This window comes from Lascolabacillus massiliensis (assembly GCF_001282625.1).
GTDB classification, from domain to species: domain Bacteria; phylum Bacteroidota; class Bacteroidia; order Bacteroidales; family Dysgonomonadaceae; genus Proteiniphilum; species Proteiniphilum massiliensis.
In genome coordinates this window covers 1,059,609-1,076,946 of record NZ_CTEJ01000001.1, presented here as the reverse complement: position 1 = coordinate 1,076,946, position 17,338 = coordinate 1,059,609, and the positions used below count along the sequence as shown (strand labels likewise).

Sequence of the window (17,338 nt, the reverse complement as noted above, 5' to 3'; positions counted from 1 at the left end):
TATTCCCCGAAAGCCATGTAACTATTTTTAAATTATGGGCAGGTCTTCTGACTTACTCCGGTGTCTGAACGCCTTCCCGAACAGTATGTTCAGTGGCAAAAGGTGATATGTTCAGCACGCAAGCGGAGCTTACAGCAGCGGGTCTGTTCAGGATTTACACCTGATTCCCTTTTCATTACCGGTTTCGAAGCCATTTTGAAACAGGTAACACCAATAATTCGGAGGCAAAGTTAGTAATTTTATGACAGTTTACAAGAAAAGCCGATTTTTAATTTTTTTTGCTTTCCAGGTAACGTATTAATACCTCACTTTTTTCTTTTTCAAGTTTTAGTTGCTCGATGCTTAACAGTAGATTTGATAATTCAAAAGATTGTGAAATTCCTTGCTTGGCATCATTTGGTAATGTAGTTGTTATGGTTCTATTTCCGATGAAGTTAACGGTAATTGGTTTATCCCGATTTGTATATATAAACTGTGCCAGGCCATTCTCGTCGTTTCCACTGTATCTAACTATTTCGTATGATTTATCTAATGTGTTAAAACGGTAGTTAAGTCCATCGGAAGTTACAACTCCTGTTTCTGCAAAGGTGTTATCGATAGATATTGCTCTTATTTGATTATGTTTTATAGTAGTTCCGGAAAGAATGCTTTCGATAAATAATAATCCCTTTTCACTTACACCAGATCGAAGGCCATTTCGGTTTAATGAAGCATTATGAGGATAAATCTTTGGATAATATTCTCCAAATTCCTGGTAGCGATCGTCACGTATAAAATCGAACATGGTCAGCATTTCGTTTAACTGCTTATAGTTTTCGCTTAGCATAGAATCGCAAAACTGAATATTCCTTTTATTCTCGGCCATACGTACTTCCTGCATTAAAGAAAACCCTGAATTTATCTCATCAAAAGATTTAGGAAATAGGATTTTTATGCTGTCTATCTTCAACTTAGCCAATTGATAATTACCCTCTTTATATGCTGTCTCAGCTTCTGAAAGATAATCTTTAGCACTTCTGTTACTTCCAAAACATGAAGGTAACATAACGGCTAATAGCATTAAAATTATGGTCTGAACAGAGTATCGCATTATTTATAACATTATACAATTACACAAACTTACGAAATTTATTTATCATAAAAAGCTGTTTTAAGGCTCAATTATTGTAATTTTGCAATTCGTAACAGTAAAATAATTTGTGAATTATGGATATATCTCAAGAAGAGATACGATCGAATTTAAATAAAGATATTTTTAGGTTAATATCACAGACCGCTGATGAAATGAACTTAGAGTGTTATCTCATTGGAGGATATGTTAGAGACTTTTTTCTTTACCGCCGTTCAAATGATATAGATGTTGTGACTGTAGGTAAGGGTATAGAGCTTGCTGAAGCTGTTGCAAAAAGATTGGGTAGAAACACACGAATCAATGTTTTTAAAACTTTTGGTACCGCACAGATTAAATATAAAAATTACGATATAGAGTTTGTAGGTGCAAGAAAAGAATCTTATAGATTTGATTCTCGCAAACCTGTTGTGGAGGATGGTACATTAGAAGATGATCAGAAAAGAAGAGATTTCACCATTAATGCAATGGCATTTTGCCTCAATAAAGAGAGATATGGTGAACTGATTGATCCATTCAATGGGATGCAGGATCTTAAAGATTTAATTATTAGAACTCCACTGGATCCGGATATAACTTTCAGTGATGATCCTTTGAGAATGATGAGAGCGATACGCTTTGCTTCTCAACTTGGATTTGACTTGTATCCCGATACTTTTGATGCTCTGGCACGCAATAAGGAGCGAATTAAGATAGTTTCGAGGGAGCGTGTAGCTGATGAGCTTAACAAAATAATTATGTCTCCTAAGCCATCCATAGGGTTTAAATTGTTGGAAATTACTGGACTTCTTGAAATAATCTTTCCTGAGTTAACTGCTTTGAAAGGGGCTGAAACAAAAGATGGAGTAGGGCATAAAGATAATTTTTATCATACTCTTATTGTATTGGATAATATCTCCAAAGAAACTGATAATATCTGGTTGAGATGGTCAGCTCTTCTTCATGATATAGCAAAACCTGTTACTAAAAGATGGGACCCAAAATTGGGATGGACATTCTATAATCACAACTACATTGGTGAGAAAATGATACCTAAAATATTCCGAAGGATGAAACTTCCTCAGAATGAAAAAATGAAGTATGTGCAAAAAATGGTATCACTACATATGCGACCAATGCAGCTGGTGGAAGAGGAGGTTACCGATTCTGCAGTTCGCAGGCTTCTTTTTGATGCAGGTGATGATATTGAAGATCTGATGACTCTCTGTGAAGCAGATATAACTTCTAAGAATCCTGTAAAAGTAAGACGTTTCATTAATAACTTCGCTATTGTAAGAAGAAAACTTAAGGAAATAGAAGAGAAAGATCGTGTTCGGAATTTTCAACCACCGATTGATGGAAATGAAATTATGGAAATATTCGATCTTCCCCAGGGAAGAGAGGTGGGAATACTTAAAGCAGCTATTAAAGAGGCCATACTTGATGGTATTATTCCTAACGAACATGATGCCGCATATAAATTTATGCTTGAGAAAGCTAAGGAAATGAATCTAAAGACAAGATGAACTTTTCGTTCTGGGCTGTGTTAGATTTCTGTTTTTAATTTCAATAACTTAATATTTTATAATGGAAACTAGTTCCGTTTTTTGGATAGGATTCTTAATCCTAATTGTAGTACTATTAATTCTTGATATGTTTGTTTTTCATAAGAAAGGAGAAATAGTAAGTGTTAAAAAAGCTCTTTGGCTTAGTCTTTTCTGGATTTCTTTAGCATTGATATTCAATGTGATAGTCTATTTTATAATGGGAAAAGAGCTCGCTTTTGAATTTCTGACTGCATATGTGATTGAGAAATCATTGAGTGTAGATAATCTTTTTGTGTTTATCCTTATATTCTCATCATTTAAAATAGATCCAAAGTATCAACATGATGTTCTTTTCTGGGGTATACTTGGAGCTCTTGTGTTCAGAGCTATTTTTATTTTTGCTGGTATTGCCCTGATTGAGAGATTTGCATGGATAATGTATGTTTTTGGAGGTTTTCTTGTAATTACGGGGATTAAGATGGTACTCGATAATTTTAAGGAAAATAAACAGGAGGAGAATGAATCAGCAAAAGATTTAAATCAGAATTTCTTTGTCAGATTAATTAGAAAATATTTTCCAACTACAGATGATATGTCGGATGGAAAGTTTTTCAAAAAAATAAATGGCAGACACTTTGCAACTCCTCTTTTTATGTCATTAATAGTAATTGAACTTACTGACCTGGTTTTTGCTGTAGATTCAATTCCTGCAGTGCTGGCCATTTCTACTAATATGTTTATAGTGTATACATCTAATATATTTGCTATACTGGGACTAAGATCTCTTTACTTTGCTCTCAGGGGAGTAATGGACTATTTCCATTATTTGAAATATGCACTTAGCATAATCTTGGTTTTTATTGGAAGTAAAATGATGATTAACCATTTTGCACATACGCAAAACAGTGAATTTTATATTCCAACCTTAACTTCTTTATTTATCATAATTGCTTTGATAACTGTTTCTATAATAGCATCTGTAATAAGAAGTAAAAAGATGGAGAAAAAGGTGATTGCAGAGCCTATAATAAATACATCAGAGAGAAAAGAGATTTAGGAAAGAGGGAATTTAAGTTTTTTTCCTATAATTATTCACATTTAGCCTGTTTTTATGCAATAAATTTTATTACTTTGCAGATTGTTTGGAAATAGGCTTAGTTCACTTCAACTGTATGTCCGTAAAGAAAAAAGTATCCACCGCCAGGTTTTTAAATGCAAAGATTACATCTACTATCAGCATCTCATTGGTTTTGGTGTTGTTAGGATTAACAATTTTGATACTCTTCATGGGTAACGGTATGTCGAAGTATATCAAGGAGAATATGAGTTTTAGTGTTATGCTTTCTCCCGATATATCTGACACTGAAATTGCAAATATCAGAAAGGATTTGGATTCCAGACCATTTGTGAAATCGTCAAGGTTTATCAGCAAAATAGAAGCCAAGGAGCAGCTTATTAAAGACTTGGGAGAAGATCCTGAAGAGCTTTTAGGTTTTAATCCGGCTCAAGATTGTATCGAGATTTTTTTAAACTCCGATTATGCTAATAATGATAGTATTGCGGTAATAAGTAAACTAATCAGGAGTGATAATAATGTAACAGATTTACTATATCAGCAGGAAGCAATTGATCTGATAAATAATAACCTTTCGAAGGTAATGACTGTTTTGCTTATACTTGCTGTGGTGTTGATGTTTATATCATTCACTCTTATAAGAAATACAATAAGACTAAGTATATATTCTAAAAGGTTTATAATTAACACAATGAAGCTCGTTGGTGCTACTGGTGGTTTTATAAGAAGACCTTTTATTAGAAACAATATTTTTACTGGTGTGATTTCAGGTATATTGGCAAATGGGATAATATTTCTGATGCTTACTTATTTCAGCAGAGAATATGTTGAAATTAAGCCGCTGATTTCTACTACAGACATGATTATGATTTTTGCAATTGTGATCTTACTGGGGGTAGCAATTTCAACAGCTGCTACAGCATTTGCAGTTAACAGGTATGTTAAAATGAAATCGGATCAACTTTACTATGTATAAAAATTAATATTAAGATATGTCTCAAAAAAACATCGCTTTAAGCAAAACAAACTTGATAATTTGTAGTATTGCAGTTATTATTATCATCTTGGGGTTTTTATTAATGACAGGACCTTCAACTACATTTGAAAGTGGATTTGAACAGGATATATTCAGTGCCAGACGTATAAAACTTGCACCTATAGTTTGTTTAATCGGGTTTGTTTTAATGGTTTTTGGTATATTATACCCATCTAAAGAGAAAGAGATAAAAGAAGTAAAAGTAGAAAAATAGTGAAAAGGAATACTTTTAATAAAAATATAATATGAGTGTTCCTGAGGCTATTATACTTGGTATATTACAAGGACTGACAGAATATCTTCCTGTTAGCAGTAGTGGACATCTTACTATTGGATCAGCGCTTTTTGGGATTCACCCAGAAGATAATTTAGTGTTTACAGTGATGGTGCATGTTGCAACTGTGCTGAGTACTTTAGTTATCTTATGGAAAGAGATTGCATGGATTGTTAAGGGTTTGTTTAAATTTGAAATGAATGCCGAAACAAAGTACTCAATCAATATCCTAATTTCTATGATTCCAATAGCTATTATTGGGTTCTTTTTCAAGGATAGTGTAGAGTCAATCTTCAGTTCAGGCGTTCTGATTGTAGGTATTATGTTACTTATAACTGCAGCATTACTTACAATGACTCATTACTATAAACCAAGACAGAAAGAAAATATAAATCATAAGGATGCTTTCATTATTGGTTTGTCTCAAGCAGTAGCTGTAATACCGGGCTTATCTCGTTCAGGCACTACTATAGCAACAGGACTATTATTGGGAAATAAAAAAGCCAATTTAGCACAGTTCTCTTTTTTAATGGTTATTCCACCTATATTAGGAGAGGCTATGCTTGATATATTAAAGTTTAGTCAGGGAGTTGATGTCACTGGTACTATCTCTAATGTTGCTTTAATTTCAGGATTTATCGCCGCTTTTGTTTCTGGATGTATTGCCTGTAAGTGGATGATAAACATTGTTAGAAGAGGTAAATTAATTTATTTTGCAATATATTGTTCAATAGTTGGTTTAGCAACAATACTATTCACTTTATTAGCTTAAATATAATTTAAATGGATTTTATCGAAGGAGAGATATTGCATATCGATAAACCATTACATTGGACATCGTTCCGTGTAGTGAGTGTTGTTAGAGCAAAACTTTGTCGAAGATTGAAAATCAAGAAGCTTAAAGTGGGCCATGCGGGTACCTTAGATCCTTTGGCAACTGGAGTAATGACAATTTGTACTGGTAAAAAAACAAAATCTATTGAAGAGCTTCAATTGCAGACTAAAGAATATGTTGCAGATATAATGCTGGGTGCTACAACTCCATCATTTGACAAAGAAACAGAAATTAATGAGGTATTCCCCACAGAGCACATAACCAGAGAGTTGATAGAGGACAAATTAAAGCTTTTTGTGGGAGAAATTGATCAGGTGCCACCTGTTTATTCTGCTGTAATGGTAGATGGAAAAAGAGCTTATGAATATGCGCGAAAAAATGAAAATATTGAACTAAAACCAAAAAAATTGGTTATAGATAGTATTGAATTGATTTCTTGCAATATCCCGAACATAACAATTAGAGTGGTATGTAGCAAAGGTACATATATCAGAGCGCTTGCCAGAGATATTGGTGAAGCTTTGGGTTCGGGTGCACACTTAACAGGTTTGGTTCGTACAAGAGTAGGGGATATTACTCTTGCTGATTGCTTGAAAATGGATGAGATTGATCGGTTTATAGAAGATCACATAATAATATAATTGATACAGGAATTTTTTTAACGTATGAAACTTTCGCAATTTAAATTTAATTTGCCGGAAGAACTTATCGCGAAATACCCTTCACATCATCGCGATGAGTCACGGCTACTTGTTGTTCACAAAAAATCAAATGAACTGGAACATAAGGTGTTTAAAGATGTTTTGGATTATTTCAATCCAAAAGATTTTTTCATTTTTAATAACACTAAAGTATTTCCGGCTAAACTATTTGGTAATAAAGAGAAAACCGGTGCAAAGATTGAAGTTTTCCTGCTGAGAGAGCTAAACCCGGAACAGCATCTTTGGGATGTTCTTGTTAATCCAGCCAGAAAAATAAGAATAGGGAATAAGCTTTACTTTGGTGATAATGAGGAGTTAGTTGCTGAAGTTATTGACAATACAACATCCAGGGGACGTACATTACGCTTTCTGTATGACGGACCATATGATGAGTTTAAGAAACAGTTGTTTCAGATAGGTGAGACTCCAATACCGGAATATATGGAACGTGGAGCTGAGCCTGAAGATTTTGAAAGATATCAGAATATATTCGCAGAAAAAGAAGGAGCAGTTGTTGCTCCGGCAGCCGGGTTGCATTTTAGTCGTGAATTAATGAAAAGGATGCAGCTGAAAGATATAGAGTATGGTTTCCTTACTCTTCACAATGGCTTAGGCGCTTACCGTATGATTGATGTAGAAGACTTGTCTAAACATAAGATGGAGTCGGAGCAGATCATAATTACTGAAGAACTGTGTGAAAGAGTAAATAAAGCTTATGATGAAGGGCATAATATTTGTGCTGTTGGGACTTCAGTATTACGAACTATTGAAACTACCGTTAGTACTGATGGTCATCTGAAGCCAAGAGAGGGATGGACTAATAAGTTTATTTTCCCCCCATATGATTTTACTCTTACTAAGAGTCTTATAACTAATTTTCATTTGCCATATTCTACATTATTGATGATGACATGCGCATTCGGTGGATATGAAAAGATAATGGAAGTATACGATATTGCTGTAAAAGAAAAATATCGCTTTGGAGCATATGGTGATGCAATGCTTATAATTGACTAACTCTTTACATGGAGGATAAAGAAAATAGGATTTTCTCTGTTTTTCTTTCTCTTGGATCAAATCTGGGTAACAAAGAAAGAAACATTGAATTTGCATACAAAAAAATAGAAGAGCAGATAGGAGATATAAAATCTTCTTCTGCTTTTTTTTATTCTTCACCTGTTGGTTTTATTTCGGAGAATAATTTTGTAAATTCTGTCTGCGAAGTGACATCATATTTAGATGTTGATTCTATATTCGCAACTTCTCAAAGGATTGAGAAAGAGATGGGTAGAGTGGGCAAGAGTCTTAATGGTATTCACTCTGACAGAATCATCGATATTGATATATTGCTGATCAATGATTTGATTATAAATAGACCAGATCTTATTATTCCTCATCCAAGACTTCATGAGCGTAGCTTTGTCATAATTCCCTTAAGTGAAATTGCAGGTGATGTTTTACATCCGGTTCTTAAAAAAACAATCAGAGAGCTAAAAGAGGAGTTTTATAGAAAGTTTCAAATATAAAACTTTAAAAGACATTAATCAAAGCAATTAAAAAGAATATAGATTCAAGAAGTAATAAATGAGATATATATAAAAAAAATGTCATATTTGTATTATTGAATCGGATAAATAAAAAAAATTGATATGGCACTCTTCGGAAAAAGTTATGACCATTATCTGGGCTATGCACTAAGCGGAGGTGGTGCTAAAGGTTTTGCACATTTAGGAGCACTTAAAGTATTGGATAAGTGTGGTCTTAAACCTGATGTAATAGCAGGTACAAGTGCCGGCTCTCTTGCTGGTGTATTTTACGCTGACGGTTATCACCCTGAAGAAATTGAGGAGCTATTTAGGAAGAGAGAATTTAAGGAGTTTATTGAGCTATCAATACCAAAAGCAGGACTACTTAAAAGTACAGGGTTGCATAGTTTTCTAAAAAAGAATCTTAGAGCAAAGAGTTTTGAGGAGCTGAAAATTCCATTCTACGCTATAGCAACAGATTGGAACAGAGCATGTACTGTAGCATTCTCAAATGGTGATGACTTGGTTGATGCAGTAGTTGCATCATGCTCAGTACCAGTAATTTTTAATCCACAGTACATTCATGGGAAACCATATGTAGACGGTGGTTTGTTAAAAAACTTTCCAGTATCTGTTATCAGGAAAAAGTGTAAATATGTAATAGGTTTGAATGTATCACTGATGATACCTCCTCCTGAAAAAAATAATATAAGAACTGTAATGGAAAGAACATTCAACCTGATGGCAAACTCTAACACTATCTTTGATAAAACATATTGTGATATATTGATTGAAGTCAAAGGTATTGAAAAGTATCACATGTTCGACTTAAATAACACGGATACTATCTCTAAGATTGGCTTTCATCATGCAGCAATTAAAATGAGTGAAATGGAATCATGGGATATTGTTGAAAAATGCCACAAACATTATGAGAGAATAAAGCAAATACAGGCTAAAATAGATAGTATCAGAAAAAAAATACATTATTGACGTGAAAAAAAAATACTTCATATATCAGTTGCTTCCAAGACTGTTTGGTAACAGCTCTTCTGCAAATGTTTTTAATGGAACTATTGAAGAAAATGGGTGTGGTAAATTCAATAATATTACGATAGACATTCTAAAGAAAATTAAAGATAACGGATATACTCATGTATGGTATATAGGGATACTTGCACACGCTTCAACAACTGATTACAGTGTATATGGTATACCAAAGGAGTTTCCTGAAATTATTAAAGGGAAAGCAGGTTCTCCATACGCAATTCGCGATTATTATGATGTAGACCCTGATTTAGCTGTTAATGTTCAAGAAAGAATGGCTGAATTCGAACAGTTAATTAAACGAACACATGAGATTGGACTGAAGGTTATAATTGACAATGTACCTAATCATGTGGCCAGAAATTATAAGTCGGTTAGCAAACCTTTAAATATATCAGATTTTGGGGAAAATGATGACGTAACTAAGGCATTCTCTCCCCAAAACAATTTTTATTATCTTCCGGGGCAGCATTTAGAGATAGTGCATCGTCATGGTAATATAAAAGAAAATAAATATGTTGAGTTTCCAGCAAAAGTAACAGGAAATGATAGTTTCACAAACAGACCATCACAAAATGACTGGTATGATACTGTGAAGCTTAATTATGGTGTTGATTATTTAAATAATAATGAAGAGTGGTTTGACCCAATTCCAGATACCTGGTATAAGATGAAAGATATACTAATGTTTTGGGCTGATAAAGGAGTCGACGGCTTCAGATGTGATATGGCAGAAATGGTACCAGTTGCTTTCTGGAGATGGTCTATCCCCCAAATAAAAGCTAAGCACCCAGGTATAATTTTTATAGCAGAAATATATAATCCCTCGATGTACAGGGTATTTATTGATAAAAACTGTTTCGATTTCTTATATGATAAAGTAGGGCTATATGATGTACTTCGAGATGTATCATGTGGCTATAGACCTTCGTCAGATATCTCATTTACATTAAATAATGTTGGTGATATTCAAAAGAATATGCTTAATTTTATGGAGAATCATGATGAGCAGCGTATAGCTTCGGATTATTTTCTGAAAAATGGAACAAAGGGTAAAGCAGCTATGATTGTAACTTCATGCATAAATACTAACCCTGTAATGGTTTATGCAGGTCAGGAATTAGGTGAAAAGGGGATGGATGAAGAAGGGTTTAGTGGAAGAAATGGAAGAACAAGCATTTTTGATTATTGGTCTTTGAGCACTTTGAGGCGCTGGAACAACAACGGTTTGTGGAATGATAACTTATTAACTCAGGAAGAGAAAGATCTTGCCACATTTTATAAGAACTTGATTAATTTATGTAATGATGAAGATGCAATCTCTGGAGGACTTTTTTATGATTTAATGCCGGCTAATTACGAGAATAATGAATTTGACTCTACTCGTTTATTTGCATTTCTGAGAGGATATGAAAAAGATATTCTTTTAGTAGTAGCAAATTTCGATAGTTCAGAAAAAAAGTGTACAGTTGAAATCCCAATGCATGCATTTTCATTTATGCATTTTAATAATAAAAGCGAAGGCTTATTGATCCCTTTATTAAATAAAAGTAGCGAGGATATATCATTTAGAAACGATAAATCTTCAATACTGAAAATTGCTGCTCACTCAGGTGAGATTTACAGGATATCTTTCATGTAAAAAATTATTTATTGCAGTCGATATTTTGTACTTTTGCAAATGTTTTAGACACGTTTATCGATATAATATTAACATAAAACCCCAACTTGTTGGTTTTCACAAAATTACAAAGAATGCAGGATAGACCTTTTAAAATTTTTTCGGGTAACAAATCACGTTACTTTGCCGAAAAGGTGTGCAATAGTTTAAATTGTCCCTTAGGAAATATGATTATTGAACATTTCGCTGATGGTGAATTTGCCGTTTCATATGAAGAGTCCATTAGAGGAAAACAGGTGTTTCTAATCCAATCTACATTTCCTAACTCTGACAATCTAATGGAATTATTACTGATGATTGATGCAGCAAAAAGAGCATCTGCAAAATCAATTGTTGCAGTAATTCCTTATTTTGGATGGGCTAGACAAGACAGAAAAGATAAGCCAAGAGTAAGCATCGGGGCAAAGCTTATTGCAGATATGCTTTCTGCTGCCGGGATCAATAGATTAATTACTATGGACTTGCATGCTGATCAGATTCAAGGATTTTTTAATGTTCCTGTCGATCATCTTTATGCTTCGGCTGTATTTTTAGAACACATTAAACAATTGGATTTGAGCAATATGGTAATCGCTACACCAGATGTGGGAGGAACAAAACGTGCTAGTGCTTACTCCAAATTCCTGGGATGTCCAATGGTGATTTGCTACAAACTGCGTAAGAAAGCAAATGAAATTTCTGATATGCAGATTATTGGTGATGTAGAAGGTATGGATGTGCTATTGATTGATGATATTGTTGATACAGCCGGCACAATCACTAAAGCATCTGACCTGATAATGGAACAAGGAGCAAATTCTGTAAGAGCAATTGCAAGTCATGCTGTAATGTCTGACCCGGCATCAACAAGGGTAGATAGCTCAGCATTAACAGAAATTATTTTTACTGATAGCATTCCATACTCTAAGAAATCTGAAAAAGTAAAAATACTTTCAGTAGCTGATATGTTTGCGGATGCTATTATGAGAGTATGCAACAATGAATCAATAAGTTCACTTTACGTAGTTTAAAATCATGTATTTTTCCTATATCTAAAGCAATAAATTCTTATTTAATTTTTTTTATAGAGTAATTTATTTATATTTGAAAATATATTAAATACTTAACCAAATACTTACAATTAAAAAAGAATACTATGGCTTATAAGATTGAAGAAATAGAAGGTATAGGGACTGTTTATAGTACTAAACTTAGAGCAGCAGGTGTAATTACGGTTGATGATTTACTAGAAAAATGCGCTAGCAAATCAGGGAGAGTTGCATTGGCTAAAGAAACCGGAATTGATGAAAAAGATATTTTAACGTGGACAAACCATGCTGACTTATTCAGAATTGATGGTATCGGACCTCAATTTTCAGAATTACTTGAAGAAGCTGGTGTCGATACAATTAAAGAACTTCGTAATCGTAATGCTGAGAACCTTTATGCAAAAATTAAGGAAGTGAATGAAGCAAAAAAACTAGTAGGACGTCTGCCTTCTTTAGGTCAAATTGAAGAAATGATTGCCACAGCAGGTAAACTTGATCCGAAAGTAACTTACTAAAAAGTTTAGGTTAACAAAAAACGGTTGAATTTTTTAATTCAACCGTTTTTTTATTATATCTTATCGAAATAAAAGTATGGATAAATTTATTATGAATTAATTATTTTATGCATCAGACCTTCACATGCATCCTCCAATAAATCAAGCACTAGTTCGAATCCAGTAGCTCCACCATAGTATGGATCTGGGATTTCATCGTGATTTTTATATTGAATTAAAAAGTCTGTCATTTTCTTTATTTTATCTTCTTGCAGTTTATTACTTGCCAATGACTTTACATTGTTGTAGTTATTATCGTCCATTACAATTATATAGTCAAAGTTATCGAAATCAGATTTTCTGAATTTCCTTGCAAGGCTACTAATATCATATCCTCTTCTTTCCCCGTGGGCACGCATACGCTCATCAGGCAAATCCCCCTCATGCCATCCGGAGGTACCTGCAGAATCAACTTCTATGATGTCATGAAGTCCATTTTTATTTACTAATGTTTGCATAATACCCTCAGCGGCTGGTGAGCGACAAATATTACCGAGACAAACAAAAAGTAAACGGGTTTTCTTATTTTTTAGTGTTGAATCCATAAGCTTTAATGGAGTTTTTATAACCTTAACAATTATACAAAGATAATAGTTATCTACGAAGCTCCCAAATTTAATTAAAGCTATTGACATCAGAATTGTAAGAATTGAATAAATAGCTATCTTTGTATCATAAACTTCACAGTTTCAAGATGAATAAAAATAAAATCGAAAATAAATCTAACTCTATTGAAGTAAGTGTTGCAATTTCTGAGAAAAAGTTAGAATCACAGATAAAAAAGAGTCGCATTATTAGAAGCCTTTATATAATTGGAGGAACCTTATCACTTGCTCTTGCTATTATTGGCATAATTGTTCCGGGACTTCCAACAACTCCTTTTGCTTTACTGTCTGCTTATTTGTATGCAAAGAGTTCAGACAGACTTTACAACTGGCTTTTAAATAATAAGATATTAGGTTCACGTATAAGGAACTATCACAAAAGGAAAGGTGTAACCAGAAAAGGTAAAATAGGTATTATAATATTTATGACCTCAATGGTTATGTTTTCATCTTTTATTGTCATTAAAGATATTACATTAAGAATGGTCATTTTGTCATTAGGTCTGGTAGGTGCTGTTGTAGTATGGTTTTTTGTACCTACAGCTCAGGATAAACCAAAAGATCAATCAGAATAGTGTTTAATACATATATATTCTGCATCTATACTTAGTCCCTTAAATAAGCAAAATAGTGCTTTACTACTTTTTTTGAAAGTAGTTCTATATTCAACATATCCGAAGCTTTTGATATATCCTTTATTGTTCCATCTTTGTATAGTATATCAATACTATCATCTTTCTCATTATACATATCTGTTGTTATGATATCTGAACTAATAAAGTATGATGCTTCATGGGGAGACAGAGAGTATCTTTTTACAAATTTATCCAAAAACAAATCTATTCTATTTTCATCTACTGCATTCTCTGTTATCTCTATCTTAAACAACTTACGATTGATCATTCCATTACTTAGAATTGATAGAACAGTATCCTTGTGATTGGTCCATACTTTCAAAGCTGACCATATATCATTATCATCAAGCTCTATAAATCTACGTAATCCTTCTCCATTATTCTCAAAATCTTCTAAATAGGTTTTTTTTGACAGAAAATATGAAAGTGCAGGTGAGGCAAAAAGTTTTTCACCATCAATTGAAAGTTCCTGTGCTCTTTTTAGCGTATTAATTAGCATTTTCTCAGCTGCCATAGCTGTCTTATGTAAATATACCTGCCAGTACATCAGACGTCGTGACATTAGAAAATTTTCTATTGAGTTAATTCCTTTGGATTCAACTACAATTTTATCGTCTTTAATGTCAAGCATCTTTATTATTCGTGCTGAGCCAATATTACCCTCTACGACACCAGTGAAAAAACTATCTCTTCGCAGATAATCCAGTCTGTCAACATCAAGTTGACCACTTACCAGCTGATGAAGAAATCTCTTCGGATAATTATCTGTGAAGATATCTATGGCAGTTTTTAGCTTACCATCTAATTCTCTGTTCATTTGCTCCATCATGAGGTAAGAAATTGTTTCATGATGAATATCTGTAACCAGGGCATGTTCAAGTACATGAGAAAATGGTCCGTGTCCAATATCATGCATTAATATTGCAGCTAACGAGCTATCCCACTCATCTGCTGTTATTTCATGTCCTTTTTCCTTAAGTGTTTTCAAGGCTTCATCCATTAAAAACATTGCGCCTATTGAATGGTGAAACCTGGTATGCTGAGCACCCGGGTAAACAAATGCAGCAAGTCCTAATTGTTTTATTCGGTTAAGTCTTTGTAGATAAGGATGCTGAATTATATTGTAAATAAAATCATCGGGGATATTTATAAATCCAAATACAGGATCATTTATAATTTTTCGTTTCATTATTTTTTTATACACCTCTGGTTTTTATAAATGGTGCAACTAACCAATTAAATACATAGCAACCGATGCAGATATTTAAGAAAGCCTCAAGTGCGGCACAAAATATTAATATACCCCCTACAACATATGCTCCTGTTATTAAACCCATATATAGTAGTACTGCTATTGTTACAGTAAATAAGAATCCAATTGCAGCTGCAAACTTCTTAGGAGGTGCAAAAATAGGTTTGGGTGTTAAATTGAATGTTCTTGAAATACCTTTTGCATTTAAAGCTAACAGTGAAGGTATTGTTGTAAATGCACGTAATGCAAAATCAATAATTAAAAAATAAGCAAGTATTCTCCACTCTGTAAGCAACAGTAATATGGTAATTAAAACAACCTGACCGGCTACGATACGAACTATCTTTTCATTTACATGATTTTTTGATATACTTTTTTTCATAAATAATAATTTTTATTTGAAATACTATTTATATAACTGAATATAACAGAAAAAAGTTGTATCGTAATATTAAAAAGTATTATCTATTAAAGATATATTTCTAATAAAGCTTTCATTTCCAATTGTATCTTTCTGGCTTCTTTACCTGCAGAAAGAGCAAAATCTTCACTATTATCTGCATAAATTATTCCTCTGGAAGAGTTTACCAAAAGGCCACAGCTCTTATTCATCCCATATTGACAAACTTCCTCTAACGAACCTCCCTGAGCACCAACACCCGGAACTAAAATAAAATGATCAGGAACTATTTTTCTAACATCTTCAAATAATTTACCCTGGGTTGCACCAACAACATACATCATTTGATCTTCTGTTGCCCATTCTTTTGAAACTTTTAGTACTTTCTCAAAAAGTCGTTCACCATTTTCATCTTTTGTAAACTGGAAGTCATGCGATCCACGATTACTTGTAAGAGCCAATAAAATCACCCATTTGTCTCTATAACCTAAGAATGGTTTTACACTGTCTTCACCCATATAAGGAGCCACTGTTACAGCATCCAGATCCATTTCATTAAAAAATGTAGCCGCATACATCTCACTAGTATTTCCTATATCTCCTCGTTTAGCATCAGCTATTATGAACATTTCAGGGTATCTTTGACGAATATATGCAACTGTTTTACTGAATGCTAACCAACCATTAATACCCTCGCTCTCATAAAATGCGAGGTTAGGTTTAAAAGCTACGCAATAGGGAGCTGTAGCATCAATTATTGCCCTGTTGAAAGTGTATATTGGATCTTCATTTTCAAGCAGATATTGTGGTATTTTAGTTAAGTCGGTATCCAGACCAACACACAGAAATGATTGTTTCTTTTTTATCTGATTAAAAATATCTTGTTTAGTCATTTTATTTCTTTTTTGTAGATAGCCCTTAATAATAGTATAAATAGTGGATTAAAATTATAGATCTGCCTCTTTCATTCTTTCGGCATTTTCACTTACCATCAGGTTATCAATAACATCCTGAATATCTCCATCCATGAAAGCTGATAGGTTGTATATGGTATAGTTAATACGGTGATCAGTAATTCGGCCTTGTGGATAATTATAGGTACGTATTTTTGCCGATCGGTCACCTGTTGATACCATTGTTTTTCTTCGAGATGCAATATCTCCCTGGCGTTTAGTAAGTTCCAAATCATATAATTTAGTACGAAGCATTTGCATCGCTAACTCTCTGTTTTGGAGCTGTGAACGGGCCTGCTGACATACAACAACAATACCGGAAGGCTTATGAGTTAGCTGAACTTTTGTTTCCACTTTATTTACATTCTGACCTCCGGCACCACTTGATCGGGCTGTATGGAAATCGATATCTGCGGGGTTCAGTTCAATATCAAACTCTTCTGCCTCAGGTAGTACAGCAACAGTTGCAGCAGAAGTGTGAACTCTTCCCTGGGTTTCAGTTTGCGGTACACGCTGAACTCTGTGAACTCCAGATTCATATTTTAAGGTTCCATATACATCTGCACCTGTAACTTTGAAAATAATTTCCTTGTAACCACCCGAGGTTCCTTCTGTAAAGCTTGTTACTTCGGTTTTCCATCCTTTTGATTCACAGTATTTTGTATACATTTTATATAAGTCACCTGCAAAAATTGAGGCTTCATCACCACCTGTACCGGCACGAATTTCCATTATAACATTCTTGGAATCTTCAGGATCTGACGGAATTAACAGAATCTTTATCTGTTCTTCAAGTTTCGGCAGCTTCTCATTATTTAATAATAATTCCTCATTCGCAAGTTGTCTTAAATCTGAATCTGACTCATTTTCTAGTATACTTTTAGCTTCAGCAATACTGTCTAAAGCATTCTTATACTCATTTCTGACATCAACAATCTTTTGCAGATCACTATATTCTTTATTAAGCTTTACATATCGATCCATATCCGAAATAACTTCCGGATCTGTTATTAAAGTACCTACTTCCTTGAATCTTGATACTAAGTGTTCTAATTTATCTAGTAATGATTTGTCCGACATG

Annotated in this window: 19 protein-coding genes and 1 riboswitch; of the genes, 13 read left to right on the top strand and 6 right to left on the bottom strand. The window is 33.6% G+C overall.

Translation table 11 applies throughout. The features are described from left to right. Positions 1-20: 20 nt before the first annotated feature. A riboswitch (cobalamin riboswitch) is annotated at positions 21-230 on the bottom strand. A gap of 38 nt (positions 231-268) precedes the next feature. Further along, the gene (locus BN1354_RS04410) at positions 269-1,090 is read right to left on the bottom strand and encodes an outer membrane protein assembly factor BamD (protein WP_053826323.1); all 822 of its coding nucleotides are present in this window, start codon (positions 1,088-1,090) and stop codon (positions 269-271) included. A gap of 116 nt (positions 1,091-1,206) precedes the next feature. On the opposite strand from BN1354_RS04410, the gene BN1354_RS04405 reads away from it, so the two are divergent. The 12 genes from BN1354_RS04405 (at position 1,207) to BN1354_RS04350 (ending at position 12,373) form a co-directional block, all read left to right on the top strand. Further along, the gene (locus BN1354_RS04405) at positions 1,207-2,634 is read left to right on the top strand and encodes a CCA tRNA nucleotidyltransferase (protein WP_045089533.1); all 1,428 of its coding nucleotides are present in this window, start codon (positions 1,207-1,209) and stop codon (positions 2,632-2,634) included. 61 nt (positions 2,635-2,695) lie between these two features. Continuing rightward, positions 2,696-3,712, top strand: coding sequence for a TerC family protein (locus tag BN1354_RS04400; RefSeq protein WP_045089534.1), 1,017 nt, complete (start codon positions 2,696-2,698; stop codon positions 3,710-3,712). Positions 3,713-3,827: 115 nt separating this feature from the next. Continuing rightward, positions 3,828-4,706: a cell division protein FtsX gene (locus tag BN1354_RS04395; protein WP_045089535.1), complete on the top strand. Its 879-nt coding sequence runs from the start codon at positions 3,828-3,830 to the stop codon at positions 4,704-4,706. Between the two features lie 16 nt (positions 4,707-4,722). After that, positions 4,723-4,980: a DUF3098 domain-containing protein gene (locus BN1354_RS04390; RefSeq protein ID WP_053826322.1), complete on the top strand. Its 258-nt coding sequence runs from the start codon at positions 4,723-4,725 to the stop codon at positions 4,978-4,980. 31 nt (positions 4,981-5,011) lie between these two features. Continuing rightward, complete coding sequence (locus tag BN1354_RS04385) at positions 5,012-5,812, top strand: undecaprenyl-diphosphate phosphatase (protein WP_045089537.1); 801 nt, start codon at positions 5,012-5,014, stop codon at positions 5,810-5,812. Positions 5,813-5,823: 11 nt separating this feature from the next. Then, a complete protein-coding gene (gene truB / locus BN1354_RS04380) occupies positions 5,824-6,516 on the top strand; it encodes a tRNA pseudouridine(55) synthase TruB (RefSeq protein WP_045089538.1) in 693 nt (230 codons plus the stop codon). Between the two features lie 24 nt (positions 6,517-6,540). After that, complete coding sequence (queA, locus tag BN1354_RS04375) at positions 6,541-7,593, top strand: tRNA preQ1(34) S-adenosylmethionine ribosyltransferase-isomerase QueA (RefSeq protein WP_045089539.1); 1,053 nt, start codon at positions 6,541-6,543, stop codon at positions 7,591-7,593. An 8-nt stretch (positions 7,594-7,601) separates the two neighbouring features. Further along, on the top strand, positions 7,602-8,102 hold the full coding sequence (gene folK, locus BN1354_RS04370) for a 2-amino-4-hydroxy-6-hydroxymethyldihydropteridine diphosphokinase (protein WP_053826321.1): 501 nt from the start codon (positions 7,602-7,604) through the stop codon (positions 8,100-8,102). A gap of 123 nt (positions 8,103-8,225) precedes the next feature. Beyond that, positions 8,226-9,095: a patatin-like phospholipase family protein gene (locus BN1354_RS04365; protein WP_053826320.1), complete on the top strand. Its 870-nt coding sequence runs from the start codon at positions 8,226-8,228 to the stop codon at positions 9,093-9,095. Next, on the top strand, positions 9,091-10,791 hold the full coding sequence (locus BN1354_RS04360) for an alpha-amylase family protein (RefSeq protein WP_074010707.1): 1,701 nt from the start codon (positions 9,091-9,093) through the stop codon (positions 10,789-10,791). Before BN1354_RS04365 ends, BN1354_RS04360 begins: the two co-directional genes overlap by 5 nt. A 113-nt stretch (positions 10,792-10,904) precedes the next feature. After that, positions 10,905-11,840, top strand: coding sequence for a ribose-phosphate pyrophosphokinase (locus BN1354_RS04355; RefSeq protein ID WP_045089543.1), 936 nt, complete (start codon positions 10,905-10,907; stop codon positions 11,838-11,840). Between the two features lie 125 nt (positions 11,841-11,965). Next, positions 11,966-12,373 (top strand): DUF4332 domain-containing protein, encoded by a 408-nt coding sequence (locus tag BN1354_RS04350; protein WP_053826319.1) that lies wholly within the window; start codon positions 11,966-11,968, stop codon positions 12,371-12,373. A gap of 89 nt (positions 12,374-12,462) precedes the next feature. Here BN1354_RS04350 and BN1354_RS04345 read toward each other — a convergent pair whose 3' ends face one another. After that, positions 12,463-12,957 (bottom strand): low molecular weight protein-tyrosine-phosphatase, encoded by a 495-nt coding sequence (locus BN1354_RS04345; protein WP_053826406.1) that lies wholly within the window; start codon positions 12,955-12,957, stop codon positions 12,463-12,465. 149 nt (positions 12,958-13,106) lie between these two features. Here BN1354_RS04345 and BN1354_RS04340 point away from each other — a divergent pair, with 149 nt between their 5' ends. Continuing rightward, positions 13,107-13,592, top strand: coding sequence for a YbaN family protein (locus BN1354_RS04340; RefSeq protein ID WP_052673140.1), 486 nt, complete (start codon positions 13,107-13,109; stop codon positions 13,590-13,592). Between the two features lie 31 nt (positions 13,593-13,623). On the opposite strand, the gene BN1354_RS04335 is transcribed toward BN1354_RS04340, so the two are convergent. The 4 genes from BN1354_RS04335 to prfA all read right to left on the bottom strand — a co-directional run bounded on the left by BN1354_RS04335 (position 13,624) and on the right by prfA (position 17,337). Next, the gene (locus BN1354_RS04335) at positions 13,624-14,841 is read right to left on the bottom strand and encodes an HD domain-containing protein (protein WP_053826318.1); all 1,218 of its coding nucleotides are present in this window, start codon (positions 14,839-14,841) and stop codon (positions 13,624-13,626) included. A gap of 7 nt (positions 14,842-14,848) precedes the next feature. Beyond that, a complete protein-coding gene (locus BN1354_RS04330) occupies positions 14,849-15,286 on the bottom strand; it encodes a DUF4395 domain-containing protein (protein WP_045089547.1) in 438 nt (145 codons plus the stop codon). 86 nt (positions 15,287-15,372) lie between these two features. Further along, complete coding sequence (gene pyrF / locus BN1354_RS04325) at positions 15,373-16,197, bottom strand: orotidine-5'-phosphate decarboxylase (RefSeq protein ID WP_053826317.1); 825 nt, start codon at positions 16,195-16,197, stop codon at positions 15,373-15,375. A gap of 54 nt (positions 16,198-16,251) precedes the next feature. Next, complete coding sequence (gene prfA / locus BN1354_RS04320) at positions 16,252-17,337, bottom strand: peptide chain release factor 1 (RefSeq protein WP_053826316.1); 1,086 nt, start codon at positions 17,335-17,337, stop codon at positions 16,252-16,254. Position 17,338: the final 1 nt, after the last annotated feature.